This is a genomic window from Barnesiella sp. ET7 (assembly GCF_024733785.1).
GTDB lineage: Bacteria > Bacteroidota > Bacteroidia > Bacteroidales > Barnesiellaceae > Barnesiella > Barnesiella merdigallinarum.
Genome location: NZ_JANRHM010000014.1, coordinates 16,611 through 35,124 on the forward strand (window position 1 = coordinate 16,611; position 18,514 = coordinate 35,124).

Below are 18,514 nucleotides of genomic sequence, written 5' to 3' on the forward strand. Positions count from 1 at the left end.
GCGAATATCTATTTATTCACCCGATAAAAAGGGCGGAACCGTTCCGCTACGAAATTTTTATCGGAGGCAGTTTGTCGTAAGTTTCGATGTATCGGCTTCGTTTCTCCGCAATGATATCCTTGATAGCGATGAGGATACCCGACTCCTCTACGTTGCCGAACTCGTCGTTGATGGCTGTGCCAAACATCTTCATTGTGGGCGAGAGTCCCATGTAGGCGTTGACCAGCGGAGGAATGTTGTACCCGAGTTTGCGTACCTCCTGGTTCAATATCTTGTAATCTTCCTTGAAGTCGTCGTGAATGAAGAGCCGGCTCATCTTCTCCTCGTCGGTATTGGTTTGCAGCGGGTACCGCGGCCACACCAGATGCTCGGGGTCGGGGAAGTGCTTGTTCAGGAAGTAGAGAATCATGTTGCGCCCCTCGTGCGAGTAGGTGGGGTACATGGTCACCTTTCCGAAGAAATATTCGATTTGCGGATAGTCGACCGTGAGGGCACCCAGACCGTCCCACAGGTTGTCGAGGGCAAAGAGGCCCTTGGCTCCGGCACGCGACGACTGGTATTCGAGCGTAACGAACGAGCGTCCCAGCTCGATGGTGCGAGGCAGGTATTCGTGCAGGAACTTGTCGGAGAAGTCGAAGAGGTGCGAGGTGGCGATGCGGGGCCGGCCCTGCTCATCGGTACGGATGTTCTCGCCCAGGATGAAGCGGTAGCCGCCTATGATCTCTTCGGCATCGGGGTTCCATACGATAAGCTGCTGGCAGGGCGGGTCCATCGTATCGAACTGGTCGATGTCGAGGGCGAGCCCGGTGCCGCCGCCGGGAAAACGGAAGGCGATTTCGCGCAGTCTTCCTATTTCGCGCATGGTATTGGGTGCGTTGTTACAATCGACAATGTATATTTTGTTTCCGCCCTTGCGGGTATCCCGCATAAATCGGTCGGGGGTCAGTTCCGACTTGATGAGTTCTTTGTCAACAGGCGCGATAATCGGTTCCATGTTGTTGTTTTTTAATCTGATAGACTTGTTGTTTTACAATCTGGGCCCACTCTTGAAGACTCTTGGACTTGTCGAATGTCTGCCAGGGGATAGGTTTGCCGATGTAGATGTTGAAAGTCTTGTTTTTACTGCTAAACATTTCGTCGGGCAAATATATCAATTCTATATTAAATTTTATGCCGAGAGATTTACGTATTTTAGCAAATCGATAAAAAAAGGCTGAATTCTGACCTTCGAAAAAAATGGGTATTACATCGCGCTGCGATTGGATGGCTTTGGCGATGAAGGTCTTTTTCCACTCCAGGTCGCATATCTTGCCGTGTTGCAGGCGCGAGCACAAGCCGGCGGGGAAGATGAGCATCTGTTCGTCGGAATCGTAGGCTTTGTTTATCTGCACGCTCGACTCCTTGGCCTGGGAGCCGTACTTGTTGATGGGCAGGAATACGGGAGCCAACGGTTTGATATTCATCAACAGGTCGTTGACGAGAAATTTGATTTTCCCGTTGTAATAATGTCCGAAGAATCGGATGAGCGTAACTCCGTCGAGCGCTCCCAGCGGGTGATTCGAGGCAAAAATGAAACGCCCTTCGGCCGGAATATTCTCGATGCCGAAGACGCGGGCGTGCACGTTCATGTAATCGAGCAGGTCGTCGGCAAACTGCACGCCGGTGCTCTCCTTGTAAGTGCTGAGTACGTAGTTTATCTCGTCCTGATGGATAGTGCGCTTGAGATAACGGAAGAGAAAACCCGGAATCCGTTTCGCATATTTGGGTGTTTTCTCTCTGACTACCTTCTCAATATCGATTTTCAGAGGTTCGGAACTCATGACATTCATAAAAAGTGTGTACAAAAATACACCATTTTTTTATTTTTACAGATATGAACAGGGCTTTTATTACGGAATGATAGAAGTCGTCGAGTTAATGCCCGGAAATTTTTGGACTTTAGATGAAAAAAAATAGCGAAAAAAGTGAAAAAGAGCACTGCGGGATTAGGGATTAATGCCTATCTTTACCCTGCAAAAATGTGAAGTTGGAGGACAAGTAGTAAATGGAATTGCAATCGACTGTATATCATATACCTGCACTTCTCGAGGAATGTATCGACGGACTGGCCATCAAACCCGGTGGCACCTATGTCGATGTGACCTTTGGCGGAGGTGGACATTCCCGGGCCATTTTAGGACATTTAGGCGAAGCGGGACGACTCTTTTCGCTGGACCAGGACGAGGATGCCCGGCGCAACAGTTTGGACGATTGCCGTTTTACATTTGTTCACAGTAATTTCAGGTATCTGAAAAACTTCATGCGCTATTATGGTGTGGAGCAAGTCGACGGTATCCTGGCCGATTTGGGGGTTTCGTTTCACCACTTCGACGATTCGGAGCGGGGGTTTTCGTTCCGCTTCGAAGGGCCTCTCGACATGCGCATGAACCAACGGGCATTACAGACGGCTGCCCAGGTGGTGGCCACGTATAGCGAGGAGCAACTGGCCGACCTCTTCTTTCTCTACGGCGAGTTGAAGAGTGCGCGCCGCATAGCTTCGGCCATCGTTTCGGCCCGGGCCGCGTCGCCCATCATTACGACCGAGCAGCTGCTCGAGGTGGTGCGCCCCTGCGTCAACCGCAAGCAGGAGAAGAAAGAACTGGCCCAACTGTTCCAGGCATTGCGCATCGAGGTGAACCGCGAGATGGAGAGTCTGCGCCGGCTGCTCGAGCAGTCGGTCGAACTGCTGGCTCCCGGTGGACGGCTGGTGATACTCACCTACCACTCGCTCGAAGACCGCATGGTCAAGAACTTCATACGCACGGGAAATGTCGAGGGTCGTGCCGAACAGGATTTCTTCGGCCGCATCGAGGCTCCGTTCCGGGCGGTCAACCACAAGGTGATTGTCCCCGACGAAGCCGAAATCGAACGCAATCCCCGTTCGCGTAGTGCTAAACTGAGAATTGCAGAGAGGGTATAGAGGTATGGCAAAGAAAGCAAAAAACGAAAGAATAGGATTTATCAAATATCTGAAGCTGGTGATTCAGGGGCGTATCTTCTCCCTGGACTTTTTCCGCTCGCACTGGGGCTTTATCGCTTCGGTGGTTTTTCTATTCTGCTTGTCGATAGCCAATCGATATGTGTGCCAGACCAAGTTGCAGACCATTCGCGATTTGCAATTCGAGCTGGTCAATGCCAAGACCGATCGGGTGCGTGCTGCAGCCCGGTATATGGGGGCTGTGCGGCATTCGCGCATCGTGACGCTCGTGAACGAAAACCGGCTGGGGCTCGAGATACCCAATACCCCGCCTGTAAAATTGAGACAGACCGATGGAGACAAGGAATAGAAATCATATATTGCTGCGCTATACCCTGGTGATTGTAGGGGTATTGCTCTTTAGTATCGCCATTGTCAAAAAGGCGGCCGATACGTGCATTATCCATGCCGATAAATGGAATGCCAAGGCGGCTCAGATGCTCTCGGTATCGCTCGACGTGATGCCCGAGCGTGGCGATATTCTGGCCCAGAACGGCGAGGTGCTGGCTACGACGATGACCTACTACGGGGCCATCATCGACTTTACGGTGCCCAAGTTCAAGGCCAAGGAGTTCAACGACAGCGTGCAGGCTTTGAGCCAGATGCTGGCCAAGTATTTTCCCAAAAAGACGGCTGCCGCCTATGAGCAGAGCATGAGGCAGGCCTTCAAGCAGGGCAAACGCGGCTATGTGCTGGTGAGCGAGGTGACGGGAAAGGACTACAAGTTGATGAAGACGTTTCCCTTCCTGAGGAATCCGACCAAGTTCTCGGGCTTCTACCTCAATTCGGCCCGAATCATCAAGCGGGAGAAACCCTACGGGAATATGGCTTCGCGAGCCATCGGCCGGCTGAACGAGACCTTTCACGGCAGCAGCGGCCTGGAGAAGGCGTTTGACTCCCTGCTGTACGGTGTGCCGGGAAAGACCATCAAGAAACAGATTCCTTCGGGTATTGTCGATTGGGTGGCTGTACCCCCGCAACGAGGTCTCGATGTGAAGACGACAATCGATATAGATATACAGGATATTACCGAGCAGGCCCTGCTGGGGGCAATCGAAGAGACTCAACCCGAGTTTGCCGTGGCGGTGGTCATGGAGGTGGCGACGGGCGATATCAAGGCCATGTCGAATTTGGCACGGCTGCCCAACGGAGAGTATCTGGAGACGGTAAACAATGCCGTGCAAGGCTACGAGCCTGGCTCGGTTATCAAGCCGCTGTCGATGATGATTGCCCTCGACGACGGGGTCGTGCGCCCCAACGACATCATCAATGGCCATAATGGCGTGTTCCGCTATCCGCCGGGCCGCAAGGTACGCCCGATTACCGATACACACGGACGGGCGTCGATGACGGCTCTCGAGGCGATGAAGTATTCGTCGAATATCGGTCTGTCCGAGATTATTCTGAAAGGATACGAGCATGACCCCGACCGTTTTGTGCAACGTATCTACGAGGTGGGGTTCATGGAGCCCTTCGACCTGGGTATCCCCGGTGCGGCGCGTCCCGTCATACGTCACCTGAAAAACGATGTGGGCGACCGGGTCGACCTCACCCGCATGTCATACGGCTATACCACCCAGATTCCGCCTATCTATACGTTGGCTCTGTACAATGCCATTGCCAACGACGGCAAGTTTGTGAAACCCCGTTTGGTGAAAGAACTGTTGCGCAACGGGCAGACCGATACGGTCTTCAACATTCGCTACATCCGGGAACAGGCCTGCAAGCCCGAGACGGCTCGCGAATTGCGCAAGATGCTCTATGCCGTGGTAAACGACAACGACGGTACCGGGCGGCGGGCCCGTTCGACCAAAGTGGGCATTGCCGGCAAAACAGGTACGGTGCGGGTACTTGGTGCCAGCGGGTACGAGAGCCGCTACCGCATCACCTTCTGCGGATTCTTCCCCTATGAGAAACCGCAATACTCGTGTATCGTTCTGTTGGGTAAACCCGATCTGCCGGGCATGCCTTCGGCCGGTCACTATTGCGGCGGTGTGTTGAAGAAGATAGCCGAGACCCTCTACTCGATGGGACGGCTCGACATGCCTCGGGTGTTGCCTACCGACTCGACTCTGACCTTTGCTCCGGCCGTGATGAAAGGCAATCTGTCCGATGCTCGGGAGGTGTTGCAGACACTGGGTGTACAAGGCGATGTGAGCGACTGTTTCCACATGGAAACCGATTGCGACAGCATGCCCGACATGATAGGAATGGGAGCTCGCGACGCTCTATATCTGTTGGAGCATGCCGGATTGAACGTGAATATTCAGGGCCGCGGCCGGGTATATGAACAGTCTATCCCCAAGGGCGCTGTGTTGCAGCCAGGCACGACGGTGATTTTAAGATTGAAATAGGAAAGGATACGATGATATGAAAAATGTAGAAGAGTTATTATCGGGAATTACAGTGGTCGAGCGCAAGGGCGCGGCCGTGAGCGAGGTGTCGGGTGTGGAGTCGGACTCCCGCCAGGTAAAACCCGGCTACCTGTTTGTGGCTGTGCGCGGTGCGTCGGTCGATGGTCATACCTTTATCCCCCAGGCCATGGCACAGGGGGCCAAGGTGATTGTTTGTGAAGAGTTTCCCACCGAGCTGAATGGCGAGGTGTCGTATATAAAAGTCGATGACAGTGCGGTAGCCTTCGGTCTGTTGGCTTCGGCCTGGTATGGCAATCCCTCGCGCGAGCTTACGCTGGTGGGGGTAACCGGTACCAACGGCAAGACGACCACGGCCACACTGCTGTACGAGATGTTCCGCTCGCTGGGTTACAAGGCCGGACTCCTCTCGACGGTGTGCAACTACATCGATACGGTGAAGGTTCCCGCTACCCACACCACCCCCGACCCGTTGCATCTGCACCGTCTGTTGCGCGAGATGGTCGATGCCGGTTGCCAGTATGCCTTCATGGAGGTGAGTTCGCACTCGGCAGCCCAGCACCGCATTGCCGGGCTCGATTTCGACGGGGCTATCTTTACCAACCTGACACGCGACCACATCGACTATCACAAGACGGTAGAGGCCTATCTGAAGGCCAAGAAGTCGTTCTTCGACGGACTGCCCGAGGGCTCTTTTGCCTTGACCAATATCGACGACAAGTCGGGCCTGGTGATGTTGCAGAACACGCGGGCCGAGAAGCATACCTACTCGTTGCGGACGATGGCCGACTTCAAGGCCCGGATCATCGAGAGCCGTATCGACGGCATGACCCTCGAAATCAACGGCAAGACGGTAGAGGTGATGTTCGTGGGCAAGTTCAATGCCTACAACCTGCTGGCCGTCTACGGAGCTACCTGTCTGCTGGGGCAGAACCCCGACGAGGTGTTGCGCAAGATGAGCCTGCTGGTGCCTGTGGCCGGGCGGTTCCAGACCCTGCACTCGTCGCGCGGATATACCGTAATCGTAGACTATGCACACACCCCCGATGCGCTGAACAATGTGCTTACCTCTATCCGTGAGGTGCTGGGCAACCGGGGACACATCATCACCGTGGTGGGTGCCGGCGGCAACCGCGACAAGGGCAAACGGCCCATGATGGCCCGCGAAGCGGTGAACCTGAGCGACCGGGTGATTCTCACTTCCGACAATCCCCGCTTCGAGAATCCCAACGACATTCTCAACGACATGCTGGCCGGGCTCGATGCCGAGCAACGCCGCAAGACCTTGACCCAGGTGGACCGTCGCGAAGCCATTCGCACCGCCACACAGTTTGCCAATCCTGGCGATGTGATACTGGTGGCTGGCAAGGGGCATGAGGATTACCAGGAAATCGAGGGGGTAAAACACCACTTCGACGATAAGGAAGAGGTAGAAAAACTGTTTGCCGAAGAGCAGGCTTAACGACTAATTGCGAATAAAGAGACTATGCTATACTATCTGTTTCAATATCTCGAATCGATATTCGATATTCCGGGTGCACGACTGTTTTCGTACATTTCGTTCCGGTCGGTAGCCGCTTTTATCCTGTCGCTCTTCATTGCCACGATTATCGGTAGGCGCATTATCAACCGGTTGCAGTTGCGGCAAATCGGCGAGATTGTGCGCGACCTGGGGCTGGAAGGTCAGATGGCCAAAAAGGGTACCCCCACGATGGGAGGTATCATCATCATTATTGCCATACTGGTACCCTGTCTGTTGCTGGGTCGGCTGGGCAACATCTACATGATACTGATGCTCATCACCACCGTATGGCTGGGAGCCATAGGTTTCCTCGACGACTATATCAAGGTATTCAAAAAAGACAAGGAGGGGCTGCACGGGCGGTTCAAGATTGTAGGTCAGGTGGGGCTGGGGCTCATCGTGGGACTTACGCTCTATCTGAGTCCCGATGTGGTGATTCGTGAAAATGTGGCCGTACAGGCTCCCGGTACCGATACCGAGGTGGTCAAGTACGAATCTGAGAATATCAAGTCGACCCAGACGACCATCCCCTTCTTCAAAAACAATAACCTCGATTATGCCGACCTGGTGCCCTTCCTGGGCGAGCATGCCCAGACCGGCGGCTGGATTATCTTCATCCTGCTCACCATTTTTGTGGTGACTGCCGTATCGAACGGAGCCAACCTGACCGACGGTCTCGACGGTCTGGCTACGGGCACCTCGGCCATCATGGGGCTTACGCTGGGTATTCTGGCCTACCTGTCGGGTCACATAGCCTATGCCTCCTATTTAAATATAATGTATATACCGGGCAGTGAAGAGCTGGTGGTGTTTGCCAGTGCTTTCATGGGGGCCACTATCGGCTTCCTGTGGTACAATGCTTATCCCGCCCAGGTATTCATGGGCGACACGGGCAGCCTCACGCTGGGCGGTATCATTGCCGTCTTTGCCTTGTGCATACACAAAGAGCTGCTTATCCCCATCTTGTGCGCTATCTTCTTTGTCGAGGACCTGTCGGTAATGATGCAGGTCGCCTACTTCAAGATAACCAAGCGCAAGTATGGCGAGGGTCGCCGTATCTTCAAGATGACACCGTTGCACCACCATTTCCAGAAACCGGGAAATGCGGGTATCAACGCCTTGATACAAAAACCGCTGCAAGCTGTGCCCGAGTCGAAAATCGTCGTTCGGTTCTGGATTGTCTGTCTCATGCTGGCAGCTATTACCATAATTACGCTGAAAATGCGTTAGAAAGGTTGTTTCGATATGGAAAAGAAAAAGAGAATTGTAGTGTTGGGAGCTGGTGAGAGCGGTGCGGGAGCCGCCGTGCTGGCTCAGGTAAAGGGTTTCGATGTATTCGTTTCGGATATGTCGTCGATCAAAGACTCATATAAACAGCAGCTCGACCACTACGGTATTGCGTGGGAAGAGGGTCACCATACCCCCGAGCTGATACTGAATGCCGACGAGGTAGTCAAGAGTCCCGGCATTCCCGAGAATGCCCCCATGATTGTGGCTCTGCGCGAGCGGAATATCCCCGTTATCTCCGAAATCGAGTTTGCCGGTCGCTATACGCATGCCCGTATGGTGTGCATTACCGGCAGCAACGGCAAGACGACTACGACCCTGCTCACCTACCATATTCTAAAGAGTGCCGGGTTAAAGGTAGGCCTGGCCGGTAACGTGGGCAAGAGTCTGGCCCTGCAGGTGGCTACCTGCGACTACGACTACTACGTCATCGAGTTGAGCAGTTTCCAGCTCGACAACATGTACGACTTCAAGGCCAATATCGCCGTGCTGCTCAACATCACGCCCGACCACCTCGACCGCTACGACTACAAGATGGAGAACTATGTGAACGCCAAGTTCCGCATCATACGCAACCAGACCGAGGACGACGCCTTTATCTACTGGAACGACGACCCCGTCATCAACGAGAAGCTGTCGACCCTCACCCTCCAGTCGCAACGCTACCCCTTTGCCGAGACGCACGAGCCCGGCACGCAGGCCTATACCGACCACGGGGAGCTGACGTTCGACACCCCCGAGGAGAAACTCACGATGAAGGCCGACGAACTGTCGCTGCACGGCCGCCACAACCTCTACAACTCGATGGCTGCCGGCCTGTCGGCCTGCCTGCTGAATGTGAAGAAGGAGACCATACGCAAGGCATTGAGCGACTTCGAGTCGGTAGAGCATCGGCTCGAACGGGTTGCTTCGGTGCGGGGTGTGCAGTTCATCAACGACTCGAAGGCTACGAATGTCAACTCGTGCTGGTATGCACTGGAAAGTATGAAGACCCCCGTGGTGCTCATTCTGGGCGGCAAGGACAAGGGTAACGACTATACCGAAATCGAGCAGTTGGTGCGCGATAAGGTGAAGGCGCTGGTGTTCCTCGGGGTCGACAACAGCAAGTTGCACGCCTTCTTCGAGGGAAAGGTGCCCTATATCACCGAGGCCCGCTCGATGAAAGAGGCCGTAGACAAATCGTATGCCCTCGCTTCGCCGGGCGATACCGTGTTGCTGTCGCCCTGCTGTGCCAGCTTCGACCTGTTCAAAAGCTACGAAGACCGGGGCGACCAGTTCAAGGCGTGTGTAAGAGCTTTATAAAACGAGAACGAAATGATGAAAGAAGAGGCAGTTGAGAAACCGAGGAGGAGCGATCCCTACATTTGGGGCATCATCATCATCCTGTATATCGTTTCGGTGGTCGAGGTATATAGTGCCATCAGCCGGGAGATTATGGGAGGCGATGTCTATACCCCTATTATCAAGCATGTGTTGCTTCTCTTTTCGGGATTCCTGATAACCTATGTGACCTCGAGGGTGCACTACAAGTGGTTCAAGGTGATGGCCTATCTGATGATACCGGCGGCCATCGTGTTGCTGGTGTGCATTCTCTTTTGGGGCGACATGCTCAATGGGGCCAAGCGTACCATCACGGTGTGGGGAGTCTCGCTGCAAGGTTCGGAGGTGGCCAAGGTCACCATCGTGCTGGCCATGGCAACCGTGCTGGCCAAGTCGCAAATCAAGCGAGGGGTGAACACGAAGGGAGTGGTGCTGGTCGTGGTGCTGGTGACCATCTTCAGCGGTCTGCTGTTTACCCAGGGGCTCACTAACACGTTGCTGTTTATCGGCATCAGCGTGTGCATGATGCTGATAGGCGGTGTGGAGTGGTACAAGTTGGGCATTATCTTTCTGGTCTATCTCGTCCTGGCACTGGCCGTGATGCAGGCCAAGGATATTCTGACCGAGAGTGAACTCTTCAACAAGCAGGAACAGACGGTCCAGGATGGTGAGAAGAAAGATGTGCTTATCCAGCGAAGCTCTACGTGGAAGAGCCGGTTGGAAGATTTCTTCGACTCGACGCCCGAGTATGAGAAAGAGACGACCGATGCCAACCGTCAGGAGCATCGGGCTGCCATGGCGATGGCCCACGGTGGTATCACCGGTGTAGGGCCCGGCAACAGTCGGGAGGCTTCGCGGCTGCCGCTGGCTTTCTCGGACTATATCTATGCCATCATCATCGAAGACCTGGGTTTTGTGGTCGGCGGGGTAGGGCTATTGCTGGTCTATCTCATGATTCTGGCGCGGGCGGGGCTCATTGCCCGGCGATGCACCAAAGCCTTCCCGGCCCTGCTGGTGATGGGTATGGCGGTGATGATTGTGTTGCAGGCTCTCTTCAACATGGCTATCGTGGTAGGGGTATTCCCGGTTTCGGGCCAGCCGCTGCCGCTCATCAGTAAGGGCGGAACCTCGATATGGATGATGAGTTTTGCCTTCGGGGTCATGCTCAGCGTGAGCCGGTATGCCGTGAAAGATACAGGAGCAAATATCAAGTCGGAACGGGAGAGCGGTTTGCCCGAAGATTTGCAGGCCGCCAATCCCACCAATTTAGCATAAGGAGGCTATGATGAAACGAGCAATCAGAGTATTGATAAGCGGCGGTGGTACCGGGGGGCACATCTTCCCCGCCATATCCATTGCCAATGCGATAAAGGCCCGTTGCCCCGAGGCCGACATCTTGTTTGTCGGGGCCGAGAACCGGATGGAGATGGAGAAGGTACCGGCTGCCGGATACCGCATCGAAGGGCTTCCCGTGAGCGGCTTCAACCGCAGCAACCTGCTGGCCAACTTCAAGGTGTTGTGGCGGTTGGGCAAGAGCCTGCGGCTGGCCCGCCAGATTGTGCGCGGGTTCAACCCCGATATTGCCGTGGGCGTAGGCGGTTATGCCAGCGGTCCCACGCTGTGGGCGGCAGCCCGCCGGGGGGTGCCCACCCTCATTCAGGAGCAGAACTCCTATGCGGGTGTCACCAACAAACTGCTGGCTTCGAAGGCGCACACCATCTGTGTGGCCTATGAGGGGATGGAGCGGTTTTTCCCCGCCGGTAAAATAGTGCTTACGGGGAACCCCGTGCGGCAGGACTTGTGCAACGACCGGCTCACTCGCGACGAGGCGTTCGACTTCTTCGGGCTCGACCCGCACAAGAAGACCATTCTGCTCATCGGCGGCAGTCTGGGGGCTCTCACCCTCAACACGGCCGTTGTCGAGTCTATCCCCGAAATCGTGAAGAGCGGCGTGCAGCTTATCTGGCAGTGCGGCAAGCGGTTCGACGAGAAGGCCCGCGCCGCATTGAAGGCGGCGGGCGACCCGGCCTGCATCAAACAGATGCCCTTTATAGCTCGCATGGACTTGGCCTACAAGGCTGCCGACCTGGTGATTTCGCGGGCCGGAGCCAGCTCTATCTCGGAGCTCTGCCTGTTGGGTAAGCCGGCCATTCTGGTACCTTCGCCCAATGTAGCCGAAGACCACCAGACCAAGAATGCCGAGGCCCTCTCGTCGAAGGGAGCCGCCATTCTGGTGCGCGACGCCGAGGCCCGTCAGCGGTTGATGCCCTGCGCCCTCTCGGTGGTGAACGACGAGGATTGTCTGGAGTCGATGAGCCGGCAGATTTCGAAACTGGCTCAGCGCGATTCGGCCGCGCGTATTGCCGATATAATATTTGACATAGTCGATAAAAAATGAAACAGTACAGTTCGCTTTATTTCATAGGTGCCGGCGGCATAGGTATGAGTGCGCTGGTGCGTTATTTCCTGGCAAAGGGATACCGGGTGGCCGGTTACGACCGCACCTCGTCGCCCCTGACCGAAGCCTTGCAGAGCGAGGGGCTCGAGATTGTCTATGACGAGTCGGTCGACCTCATCCCCGACTATTGCCGCGACCCGAAAACGACGCTCGTCGTCTATACCCCGGCCATTCCCGCCACACATGCCGGGCTGGTCTACTTCAGAGAGCACGGCTTCAAGGTGGTGAAACGGGCCGAGCTGCTGGGGCTCATCACCCAGTCGAGCAAGGGGCTTTGCTTCTCGGGTACGCACGGCAAGACGACCACCTCGAGCATGGCGGCCCACATCTTTCACGAGTCGCCTGTCGGGTGCAACGCCTTCCTGGGCGGTATCCTGCGCAACTACAACAGCAACCTCATCCTGTCGGACCACTCGCCCTTCACGGTAATCGAGGCCGACGAGTACGACCGTTCGTTCCACTGGTTGCACCCCTATATGGCGGTGGTGACGGCTACCGACCCCGACCACCTCGACATCTACGGTACCGAGGAGGCCTATCTCGAGAGCTTCGCACACTTCACCTCGCTCATCCAGCCGGGTGGCTGTCTGGTCATCAAGAAGGGTATCAAGCTGGTGCCCCGTGTGCAGGAGGGGGTGAAGGTCTACACCTATTCGGCCCGCGACGGCGGCGATTTCCACGCCGATAATATCCGGGTGGGCAACGGTACGATTCTCTTCGACTTCGTAGCCCCCGACGGTGTGGTGACCGATGTCGAGCTGGGTGTCCCCGTCGACATCAACATCGAGAATGCCGTGGCCGCCATGGCCATAGCCCGGTTGAACGGGGTGGCCGACGACGACATGCGGCGGGCCATGGCCTCGTTCAAGGGAGCCAAGCGGCGGTTCGAGTTCTGGGTGAAACGCGACGACCGCGTGATGATAGACGATTATGCCCATCACCCCGACGAGCTGAAAGCCAGTATCCGTTCGGTACGGGCCCTCTATCCCGGGCGTAAACTCACGGTTATCTTCCAGCCCCACCTGTATAGTCGCACCCGCGATTTTGCGCCCCAGTTTGCCGAGGCGCTGTCGATGGCCGACCAGGTGATACTGCTCGATATTTATCCGGCTCGCGAATTGCCTATACCGGGAGTCACGTCGCAACTTATTTTCGACCGGATAACATGCAGAGATAAAGAACTTTGTTTGCGCGAAAAGTTGTTAGAACGGATAAAAGAGTGTAACTTTGACATTTTATTGACGATGGGAGCCGGCGATATAGATCGTCTGCTTCCCGAGATAGCATCAATCGTGGAGGCAAAATGAAGGTCTTGTTGAGATTTCTGTTGATGGTAGTGCTTGTGGTCTACCTGTTTGTCGCGTTCTTTGTCCTCCGCTCGCATGCGGCCGAGGAGAAGTGTCTCGACTTGCAGGTCGAGGTCCTGGACAGTGCTACGCATCACTATATCTCACCGGCCGATGTATATAGATATATCGAAGAGTACGATTTGGACCCCTGCGGAAAACCGATGGGGGAGGTCAATACCGAAGATATGGAGCGAACCCTCATGCTGAATGGCGTGTTAGGTTCGGTCGAGTGTTACAAGGAGGTAGGGGGCACCGTGTGTGTGAAGGTAACCCAGCGCATTCCCGTAATGCGGGTGATGGCCAATGGCAGCAACTATTACGTCGATACCGAAGGGCATCGCATTGTTGCCGTGGCGCAGTATCGCACCCCGTTGCCTCTGGTGACCGGGCAGGTAGACAGTACGCTGACCTATCTCGACCTGTTGCCGATGGCCCGGTATATTTACGGGCATCCTTTTTGGAATGCTCAGATTGAACAAATTTATGTCAATGAGCGTCATGAAGTGGAGTTGGTGCCCCGGGTCGGCAAGCAGACGATTCTGCTGGGCTCGGTGGAGGATTATGAGACGAAGTTCGACAATCTGATGCTGGTCTATAAGGATGTATTCAGCAAGACCGGTTGGACGATGTACGACACCGTTTCACTGAAGTTTAAGAATCAGGTGGTTTGTACGCGTAGAAAAAAGTGGTGAAATAAAAACTAATAGAGAAAGATATGGATACGGAGAGATACATAGTAGCTATTGAGATCGGGAGCTCGAAGATAAGAGGAGCCATAGCAACCCGTTCTCTCAAGGGGGTTGTTACTGTGCTTGGCGTAGATACCGAATCGTTGAGCGGGAGTGTGAAACGCGGTTTCGTGGTTCGCCCCGACGAAGTATCGGCAAAAATCAGACGCCTGATAGTCAAACTGAGTAACCGCATAGGGACCTCGAAGAAGATCAAGCAGGTCTATGTCGGCATCAGCGGTCAGTCGCTCCATGCTGAGGATCATCTGATCAGCCGCGATTATCCCGAGGGTACGCTCATCAACGAAGATATAATCAAACACCTGCAGGAGGAGGCCCGCGAGATGCCTATCGCCGGAGCCGATATTCTGGAGGTGGTTCGCACCGAAGTGACGGTCGACGATCAGCCGCGCATCGGTCGGGAAGAGCTGGTTGGCTCGAGCCTGAAGATGGGCGTGAAGCTGATTGTGGCCCGCGACGAACTCAAGAAAAGTGCCGCCCGCTGTTTCCAAGGCGATTTGACGGTGGCTCATTATATACCCACGGCCCTCTCGACCGCCTATGTGGCCTTGAGCAACGAGGAGCGTCAGGCCGGTGTCATGCTGGTCGATTTTGGGGCCGACACGACTACCGTCTCGATTTACAAGGATGGATTCTTGCGTTACCTCTCGACCATACCGCTGGGCGGGCAGAACATCACGCGCGACATTATGACGCTGAACGTGACGGCTGCCGAGGCCGAGTCGTTCAAGATTCGTTTGGGGTCGGCCAAGATGGTGGGCGAGGAGTCGAACATTACACTGCGCGGCGAGAGCGGTTCGGAAATCAAGAGCCTCGACCTCTCGAAGGTGGTCAAGGCTCGTATCGAAGAGATTGTGGCCAACGTGAACGCACACTTCGATTATGCCAAGTGCGACCGCAAGAGCCTGGGCGCCGGCATGGTGATTGTGGGCGGAGCCTCCAAGCTCTCCAACCTCACCGAGCTCCTGGCCGAGAAGTGCGACATCAAGGTTCGCAAGGGTGCCCTCCGTCAGGATATGTTGCTCGACGTAGCTTCGCAATCGAAGAGCGCCGACTATCTGCAGATATTGGGCCTGCTCTATTCGGGCCGTGAAAACTGCGTGGAGGTAATAGCCCGGCCGGCTGCGACCCCCGAGGTGGAGCCGCAGGTCGAGGAGGAAGAGGAACCCGTAGACCCGAGAGAGCAACGGGCTCGCGAAAAAGAGGAACAGGAGCGTCGCAAACGGGCCGAGAAGGAGCGCCGCAAACGCGAAGCCGAAGAGGCCAAGAAACGCGAGAAAGAGCGTAAGGAAAAGGAGAAAGCCAACAAGCCAGGCTTATTCGGTAAGTTGAGAGATATGGTCAAGAAGGCCGAGACTCTGCTCGATGATGAAAACGATAACTATTAAAAGTAGAAGGTTATGAACGATGTAGATATAAATAGCTCCAAGTTGCCCGACTTCATCGTCCCCGGGGTCGGAGAGAGGAAAGAAGAGCCTATCAAGATAAAGGTCGTGGGCGTAGGTGGTGGTGGCGGAAACGCTGTCAACTACATGTATCGGCAGAATATTCAGGGCGTGAGTCTGGCCCTGTGCAATACCGATCCCCAGGCCATGTTCGACTCGCCGGTCCCCATCAAGGTGGCCATCGGCGACGAGGGTGCCGGCGGCGAGCCCGAGGAGGGCAAGCGCCTGGCCGAGGAGTATGAGAAACTGGACGGTCGCATCTCGTCCCTCTTCGAGGATGAGACCCGCATGGTATTCATCACCGCCGGTATGGGTGGAGGCACCGGTACGGGTGCCGGCCCGGTAGTGGCCCGCATCGCCAAGGAGAAGGGCATGCTCACGGTAGGTATCGTTACCATACCGTTCCTCTTCGAGGGCGAGCCCAAGATTCTGCAGGCCTTTGCCGGTGTCGAGGAGATGCGCAAGCACGTCGACGCCCTGCTGGTAATCAACAACGAGCGTCTGTGCAAAATCTATCCCGACCTCTCGTGGACCAATGCCTTCTCCAAAGCCGATGATGCCCTGGCCAACGCGGCCCGCAGCATTGCCGAGCTGGTGTCGAAGAACGGTAAGATAAACCTCGACTTTGCCGATGTGCGCACTACCCTGAAAAACGGAGGTGCCGCCGTCATCAGTACCGGCGAGGGCGAGGGTGAGCACCGCATGAGCAAGGCCATACAGAATGCACTCATCTCGCCTCTGCTCAAGGAGAGCGACATCTATGACTCGGAGCGGGTGCTCTTCAACCTCTACTTCTCGCCCGAAGAGACCGACGAGTTGCGTATCGAAGAGGCCAAGGAGCTGAACGCCTTTATGACCCGCTTCAAGAAACGGGTGAAGGTAATCTGGGGCTATACCCACGATTCGTCGCTGGGCAAGAAGGTGCGCATCACGATTCTGGCCACCGGCTTCGAGGTATCGGACCTCACCTTCAAGGGCGAGTACGGCGGCGATGCCGACGAGCACATAGCCCAGTCGCAATACATCGTGCTGCGTCCCGACCAGCTCGACAACAACGCGTTGATCGAGAAGCTCGAGAATGCCCCGGCCTACGATCGGCCCAAAGACTTCCGCGACAATTTCGAGGGAGGCGAGAAGCGCAAGGAGGAGCCGACGAGCAACCGCCGTTCCATAAAGTTTTGATTGAAACCTGTAAAATAGTATAGATTATGAATTTATTTGATCAGGTCAGCAACGACATCAAAAGTGCCATGCTGGCAAAAGACAAGGTAAGACTCGAAGCCCTGCGGGGTATCAAGAAAGAGTTTCTCGAAGCAAAGACCGCCAAGGGTGCCGACGGCGAACTGTCGGACGAGACGGCGATGAAGATATTGGCCAAGATGGTAAAACAGCGCAAGGAGAGCGCACAGATTTATTCGGAGCAGAACCGCCCCGACTTGGCCGAACCCGAACTGGCCGAAGCTGCCGTTATCGAAACCTATCTGCCCAAACAGATGACCGACGAAGAGCTGACCGAAGCCCTCAAGGCCATCATTGCTCAGGTAGGTGCCACCAAACCGCAAGAGATGGGCAAGGTGATGGGCGTGGCCTCCAAACAGTTGGCCGGTCGTGCCGACGGTCGTGCCATCTCGGCCAAAGTAAAAGAACTGTTGTCGTAAACGAGAATACAATATACGAAATTTAGACTATGCTTACACTTAGTGTCATTAAAGAGAATCCCGAAGATGTGATTCGCCGGTTGGCTATCAAGCATTTCGACGGGAGAGAGGCTATCAACCGGGTACTCGAACTGGATAAAATCCGTCGCGCTTCGCAAGCCGAACTCGATGGCAAATTGGCCGAACTGAAAGGATTGGCCGCCCAGACCGGGCAACTGATGAAAGCCGGAAAGAAAGAGGAGGCCGAGGCCGTGAAAGCTCAGACGGCTGCCATCAAGGAGTCGACCAAAGCGCTCGAAGAGTCGATGGTATCGGCCGAGAAAGAGATTACCGATATTTTGTTGACTGTCCCCAACCTGCCTTATGCCGGTGTGCCCGAGGGACGTACCGCTGCCGACAACATTGTCGAGAAGACCGGTGGCGTGATGCCCAACCTGCCCGAGGATGCTCTGCCTCACTGGGAATTGGCCAAGAAATACGACCTTATCGATTTCGAATTGGGCGTGAAGATTACCGGTGCCGGATTCCCCGTCTACAAAGGCAAGGGTGCCCGCCTGCAACGCGCCTTGATTTCGTTCTTCCTCGACGCCGCCCGTGAGGCCGGATACCTGGAGATACAGCCGCCTTATGTGGTGAATGCCGCATCGGGTTACGGCACGGGACAGCTGCCCGACAAAGAGGGTCAGATGTACCACTGCAACGAGGATGACCTCTACCTGATTCCTACCGCCGAGGTACCGGTGACCAACCTCTACCGCGACGTGATTTTCAACGAGAGCGACCTGCCTATCAAGAATACCGCTTACTCGGCTTGCTTCCGCCGCGAAGCCGGTTCGTACGGCAAAGACGTGCGCGGTCTGAATCGTCTGCACCAGTTCGACAAGGTAGAGATTGTACAGATACAGCACCCCGACCACTCGTACGAGGCTCTCGAGGAGATGAAGGACCACGTGCAAAGTCTGGTCGAGCGTCTCGAATTGCCCTGGCACATCCTGCGTCTGTGCGGTGGCGACATGAGCTTCACCTCGGCCATCACCTTCGACTTCGAGGTATTCTCGGCCGCTCAGAAACGCTGGCTCGAGGTTAGCTCGGTTTCCAACTTCGAGAGCTACCAGGCCAACCGTCTGCACTGTCGTTACCGCGGTGCCGACAAGAAGATGCACCTGTGCCACACCCTCAACGGTAGTGCACTGGCTTTGCCGCGTATCGTGGCAGCTCTGCTCGAAAACAACCAGACCCCCGAGGGTATCAAGATACCTAAGGTGCTGGTTCCCTACTGCGGTTTCGACATCATCGACTGATTGCCTGCGGCCTTGGTGCCGGGGTAAATATAGATAC

General features: G+C 55.4%; 16 protein-coding genes. 14 read left to right on the top strand and 2 right to left on the bottom strand.

Annotation, left to right across the window (positions count from 1 at the left end; translation table 11 throughout):
* Nucleotides 1-46: 46 nt before the first annotated feature.
* Both NW211_RS09775 and NW211_RS09780 read right to left on the bottom strand, forming a co-directional pair.
* The gene (locus NW211_RS09775) at nucleotides 47-994 is read right to left on the bottom strand and encodes a GNAT family N-acetyltransferase (RefSeq protein WP_087409357.1); all 948 of its coding nucleotides are present in this window, start codon (nucleotides 992-994) and stop codon (nucleotides 47-49) included.
* Nucleotides 969-1,820, bottom strand: coding sequence for a 1-acyl-sn-glycerol-3-phosphate acyltransferase (locus NW211_RS09780; protein ID WP_258327711.1), 852 nt, complete (start codon nucleotides 1,818-1,820; stop codon nucleotides 969-971). Before NW211_RS09780 ends, NW211_RS09775 begins: the two co-directional genes overlap by 26 nt.
* Before the next feature lie 224 nt (nucleotides 1,821-2,044).
* Between NW211_RS09780 and rsmH the strand changes: the two genes are divergently transcribed.
* From rsmH to serS, 14 genes are read left to right on the top strand one after another with little or no spacing between them, the layout of a single operon-like run.
* Nucleotides 2,045-2,959, top strand: a complete 915-nt coding sequence (gene rsmH / locus NW211_RS09785) for a 16S rRNA (cytosine(1402)-N(4))-methyltransferase RsmH (RefSeq protein ID WP_258327712.1) — start codon at nucleotides 2,045-2,047, stop codon at nucleotides 2,957-2,959.
* A 4-nt stretch (nucleotides 2,960-2,963) separates the two neighbouring features.
* Nucleotides 2,964-3,326, top strand: a complete 363-nt coding sequence (locus tag NW211_RS09790) for an FtsL-like putative cell division protein (protein WP_087409359.1) — start codon at nucleotides 2,964-2,966, stop codon at nucleotides 3,324-3,326.
* A complete protein-coding gene (locus tag NW211_RS09795) occupies nucleotides 3,310-5,370 on the top strand; it encodes a penicillin-binding protein (RefSeq protein WP_087409360.1) in 2,061 nt (686 codons plus the stop codon). The genes NW211_RS09790 and NW211_RS09795 overlap by 17 nt, the downstream gene beginning before the upstream one ends.
* Before the next feature lie 16 nt (nucleotides 5,371-5,386).
* Nucleotides 5,387-6,850 (top strand): UDP-N-acetylmuramoyl-L-alanyl-D-glutamate--2,6-diaminopimelate ligase, encoded by a 1,464-nt coding sequence (locus tag NW211_RS09800; RefSeq protein ID WP_258327713.1) that lies wholly within the window; start codon nucleotides 5,387-5,389, stop codon nucleotides 6,848-6,850.
* Nucleotides 6,851-6,874: 24 nt separating this feature from the next.
* The gene (gene mraY, locus NW211_RS09805) at nucleotides 6,875-8,140 is read left to right on the top strand and encodes a phospho-N-acetylmuramoyl-pentapeptide-transferase (RefSeq protein ID WP_258327714.1); all 1,266 of its coding nucleotides are present in this window, start codon (nucleotides 6,875-6,877) and stop codon (nucleotides 8,138-8,140) included.
* Nucleotides 8,141-8,155: 15 nt separating this feature from the next.
* Nucleotides 8,156-9,499 carry a UDP-N-acetylmuramoyl-L-alanine--D-glutamate ligase gene (gene murD / locus NW211_RS09810; protein ID WP_258327715.1) on the top strand — a complete coding sequence of 448 codons (1,344 nt, stop codon included), beginning with the start codon at nucleotides 8,156-8,158 and terminating at the stop codon, nucleotides 9,497-9,499.
* A gap of 12 nt (nucleotides 9,500-9,511) precedes the next feature.
* Nucleotides 9,512-10,792 carry an FtsW/RodA/SpoVE family cell cycle protein gene (locus tag NW211_RS09815; protein WP_258327716.1) on the top strand — a complete coding sequence of 427 codons (1,281 nt, stop codon included), beginning with the start codon at nucleotides 9,512-9,514 and terminating at the stop codon, nucleotides 10,790-10,792.
* Between the two features lie 10 nt (nucleotides 10,793-10,802).
* Entirely contained in the window at nucleotides 10,803-11,915 is a 1,113-nt protein-coding gene (gene murG / locus NW211_RS09820; protein ID WP_258327743.1) for an undecaprenyldiphospho-muramoylpentapeptide beta-N-acetylglucosaminyltransferase, read from the top strand.
* The gene (murC, locus tag NW211_RS09825; RefSeq protein WP_258327717.1) at nucleotides 11,912-13,282 is read left to right on the top strand and encodes a UDP-N-acetylmuramate--L-alanine ligase; all 1,371 of its coding nucleotides are present in this window, start codon (nucleotides 11,912-11,914) and stop codon (nucleotides 13,280-13,282) included. Before murG ends, murC begins: the two co-directional genes overlap by 4 nt.
* 8 nt (nucleotides 13,283-13,290) lie before the next feature.
* On the top strand, nucleotides 13,291-14,016 hold the full coding sequence (locus tag NW211_RS09830) for a cell division protein FtsQ/DivIB (RefSeq protein ID WP_158096878.1): 726 nt from the start codon (nucleotides 13,291-13,293) through the stop codon (nucleotides 14,014-14,016).
* 23 nt (nucleotides 14,017-14,039) lie between these two features.
* Complete coding sequence (gene ftsA / locus NW211_RS09835; RefSeq protein WP_087409367.1) at nucleotides 14,040-15,461, top strand: cell division protein FtsA; 1,422 nt, start codon at nucleotides 14,040-14,042, stop codon at nucleotides 15,459-15,461.
* Between the two features lie 12 nt (nucleotides 15,462-15,473).
* Entirely contained in the window at nucleotides 15,474-16,700 is a 1,227-nt protein-coding gene (gene ftsZ, locus NW211_RS09840) for a cell division protein FtsZ (RefSeq protein WP_087409368.1), read from the top strand.
* Between the two features lie 26 nt (nucleotides 16,701-16,726).
* Complete coding sequence (locus NW211_RS09845) at nucleotides 16,727-17,176, top strand: GatB/YqeY domain-containing protein (RefSeq protein WP_087409369.1); 450 nt, start codon at nucleotides 16,727-16,729, stop codon at nucleotides 17,174-17,176.
* Between the two features lie 29 nt (nucleotides 17,177-17,205).
* Nucleotides 17,206-18,477, top strand: coding sequence for a serine--tRNA ligase (serS, locus tag NW211_RS09850; protein ID WP_087409370.1), 1,272 nt, complete (start codon nucleotides 17,206-17,208; stop codon nucleotides 18,475-18,477).
* Nucleotides 18,478-18,514 lie beyond the last annotated feature (37 nt).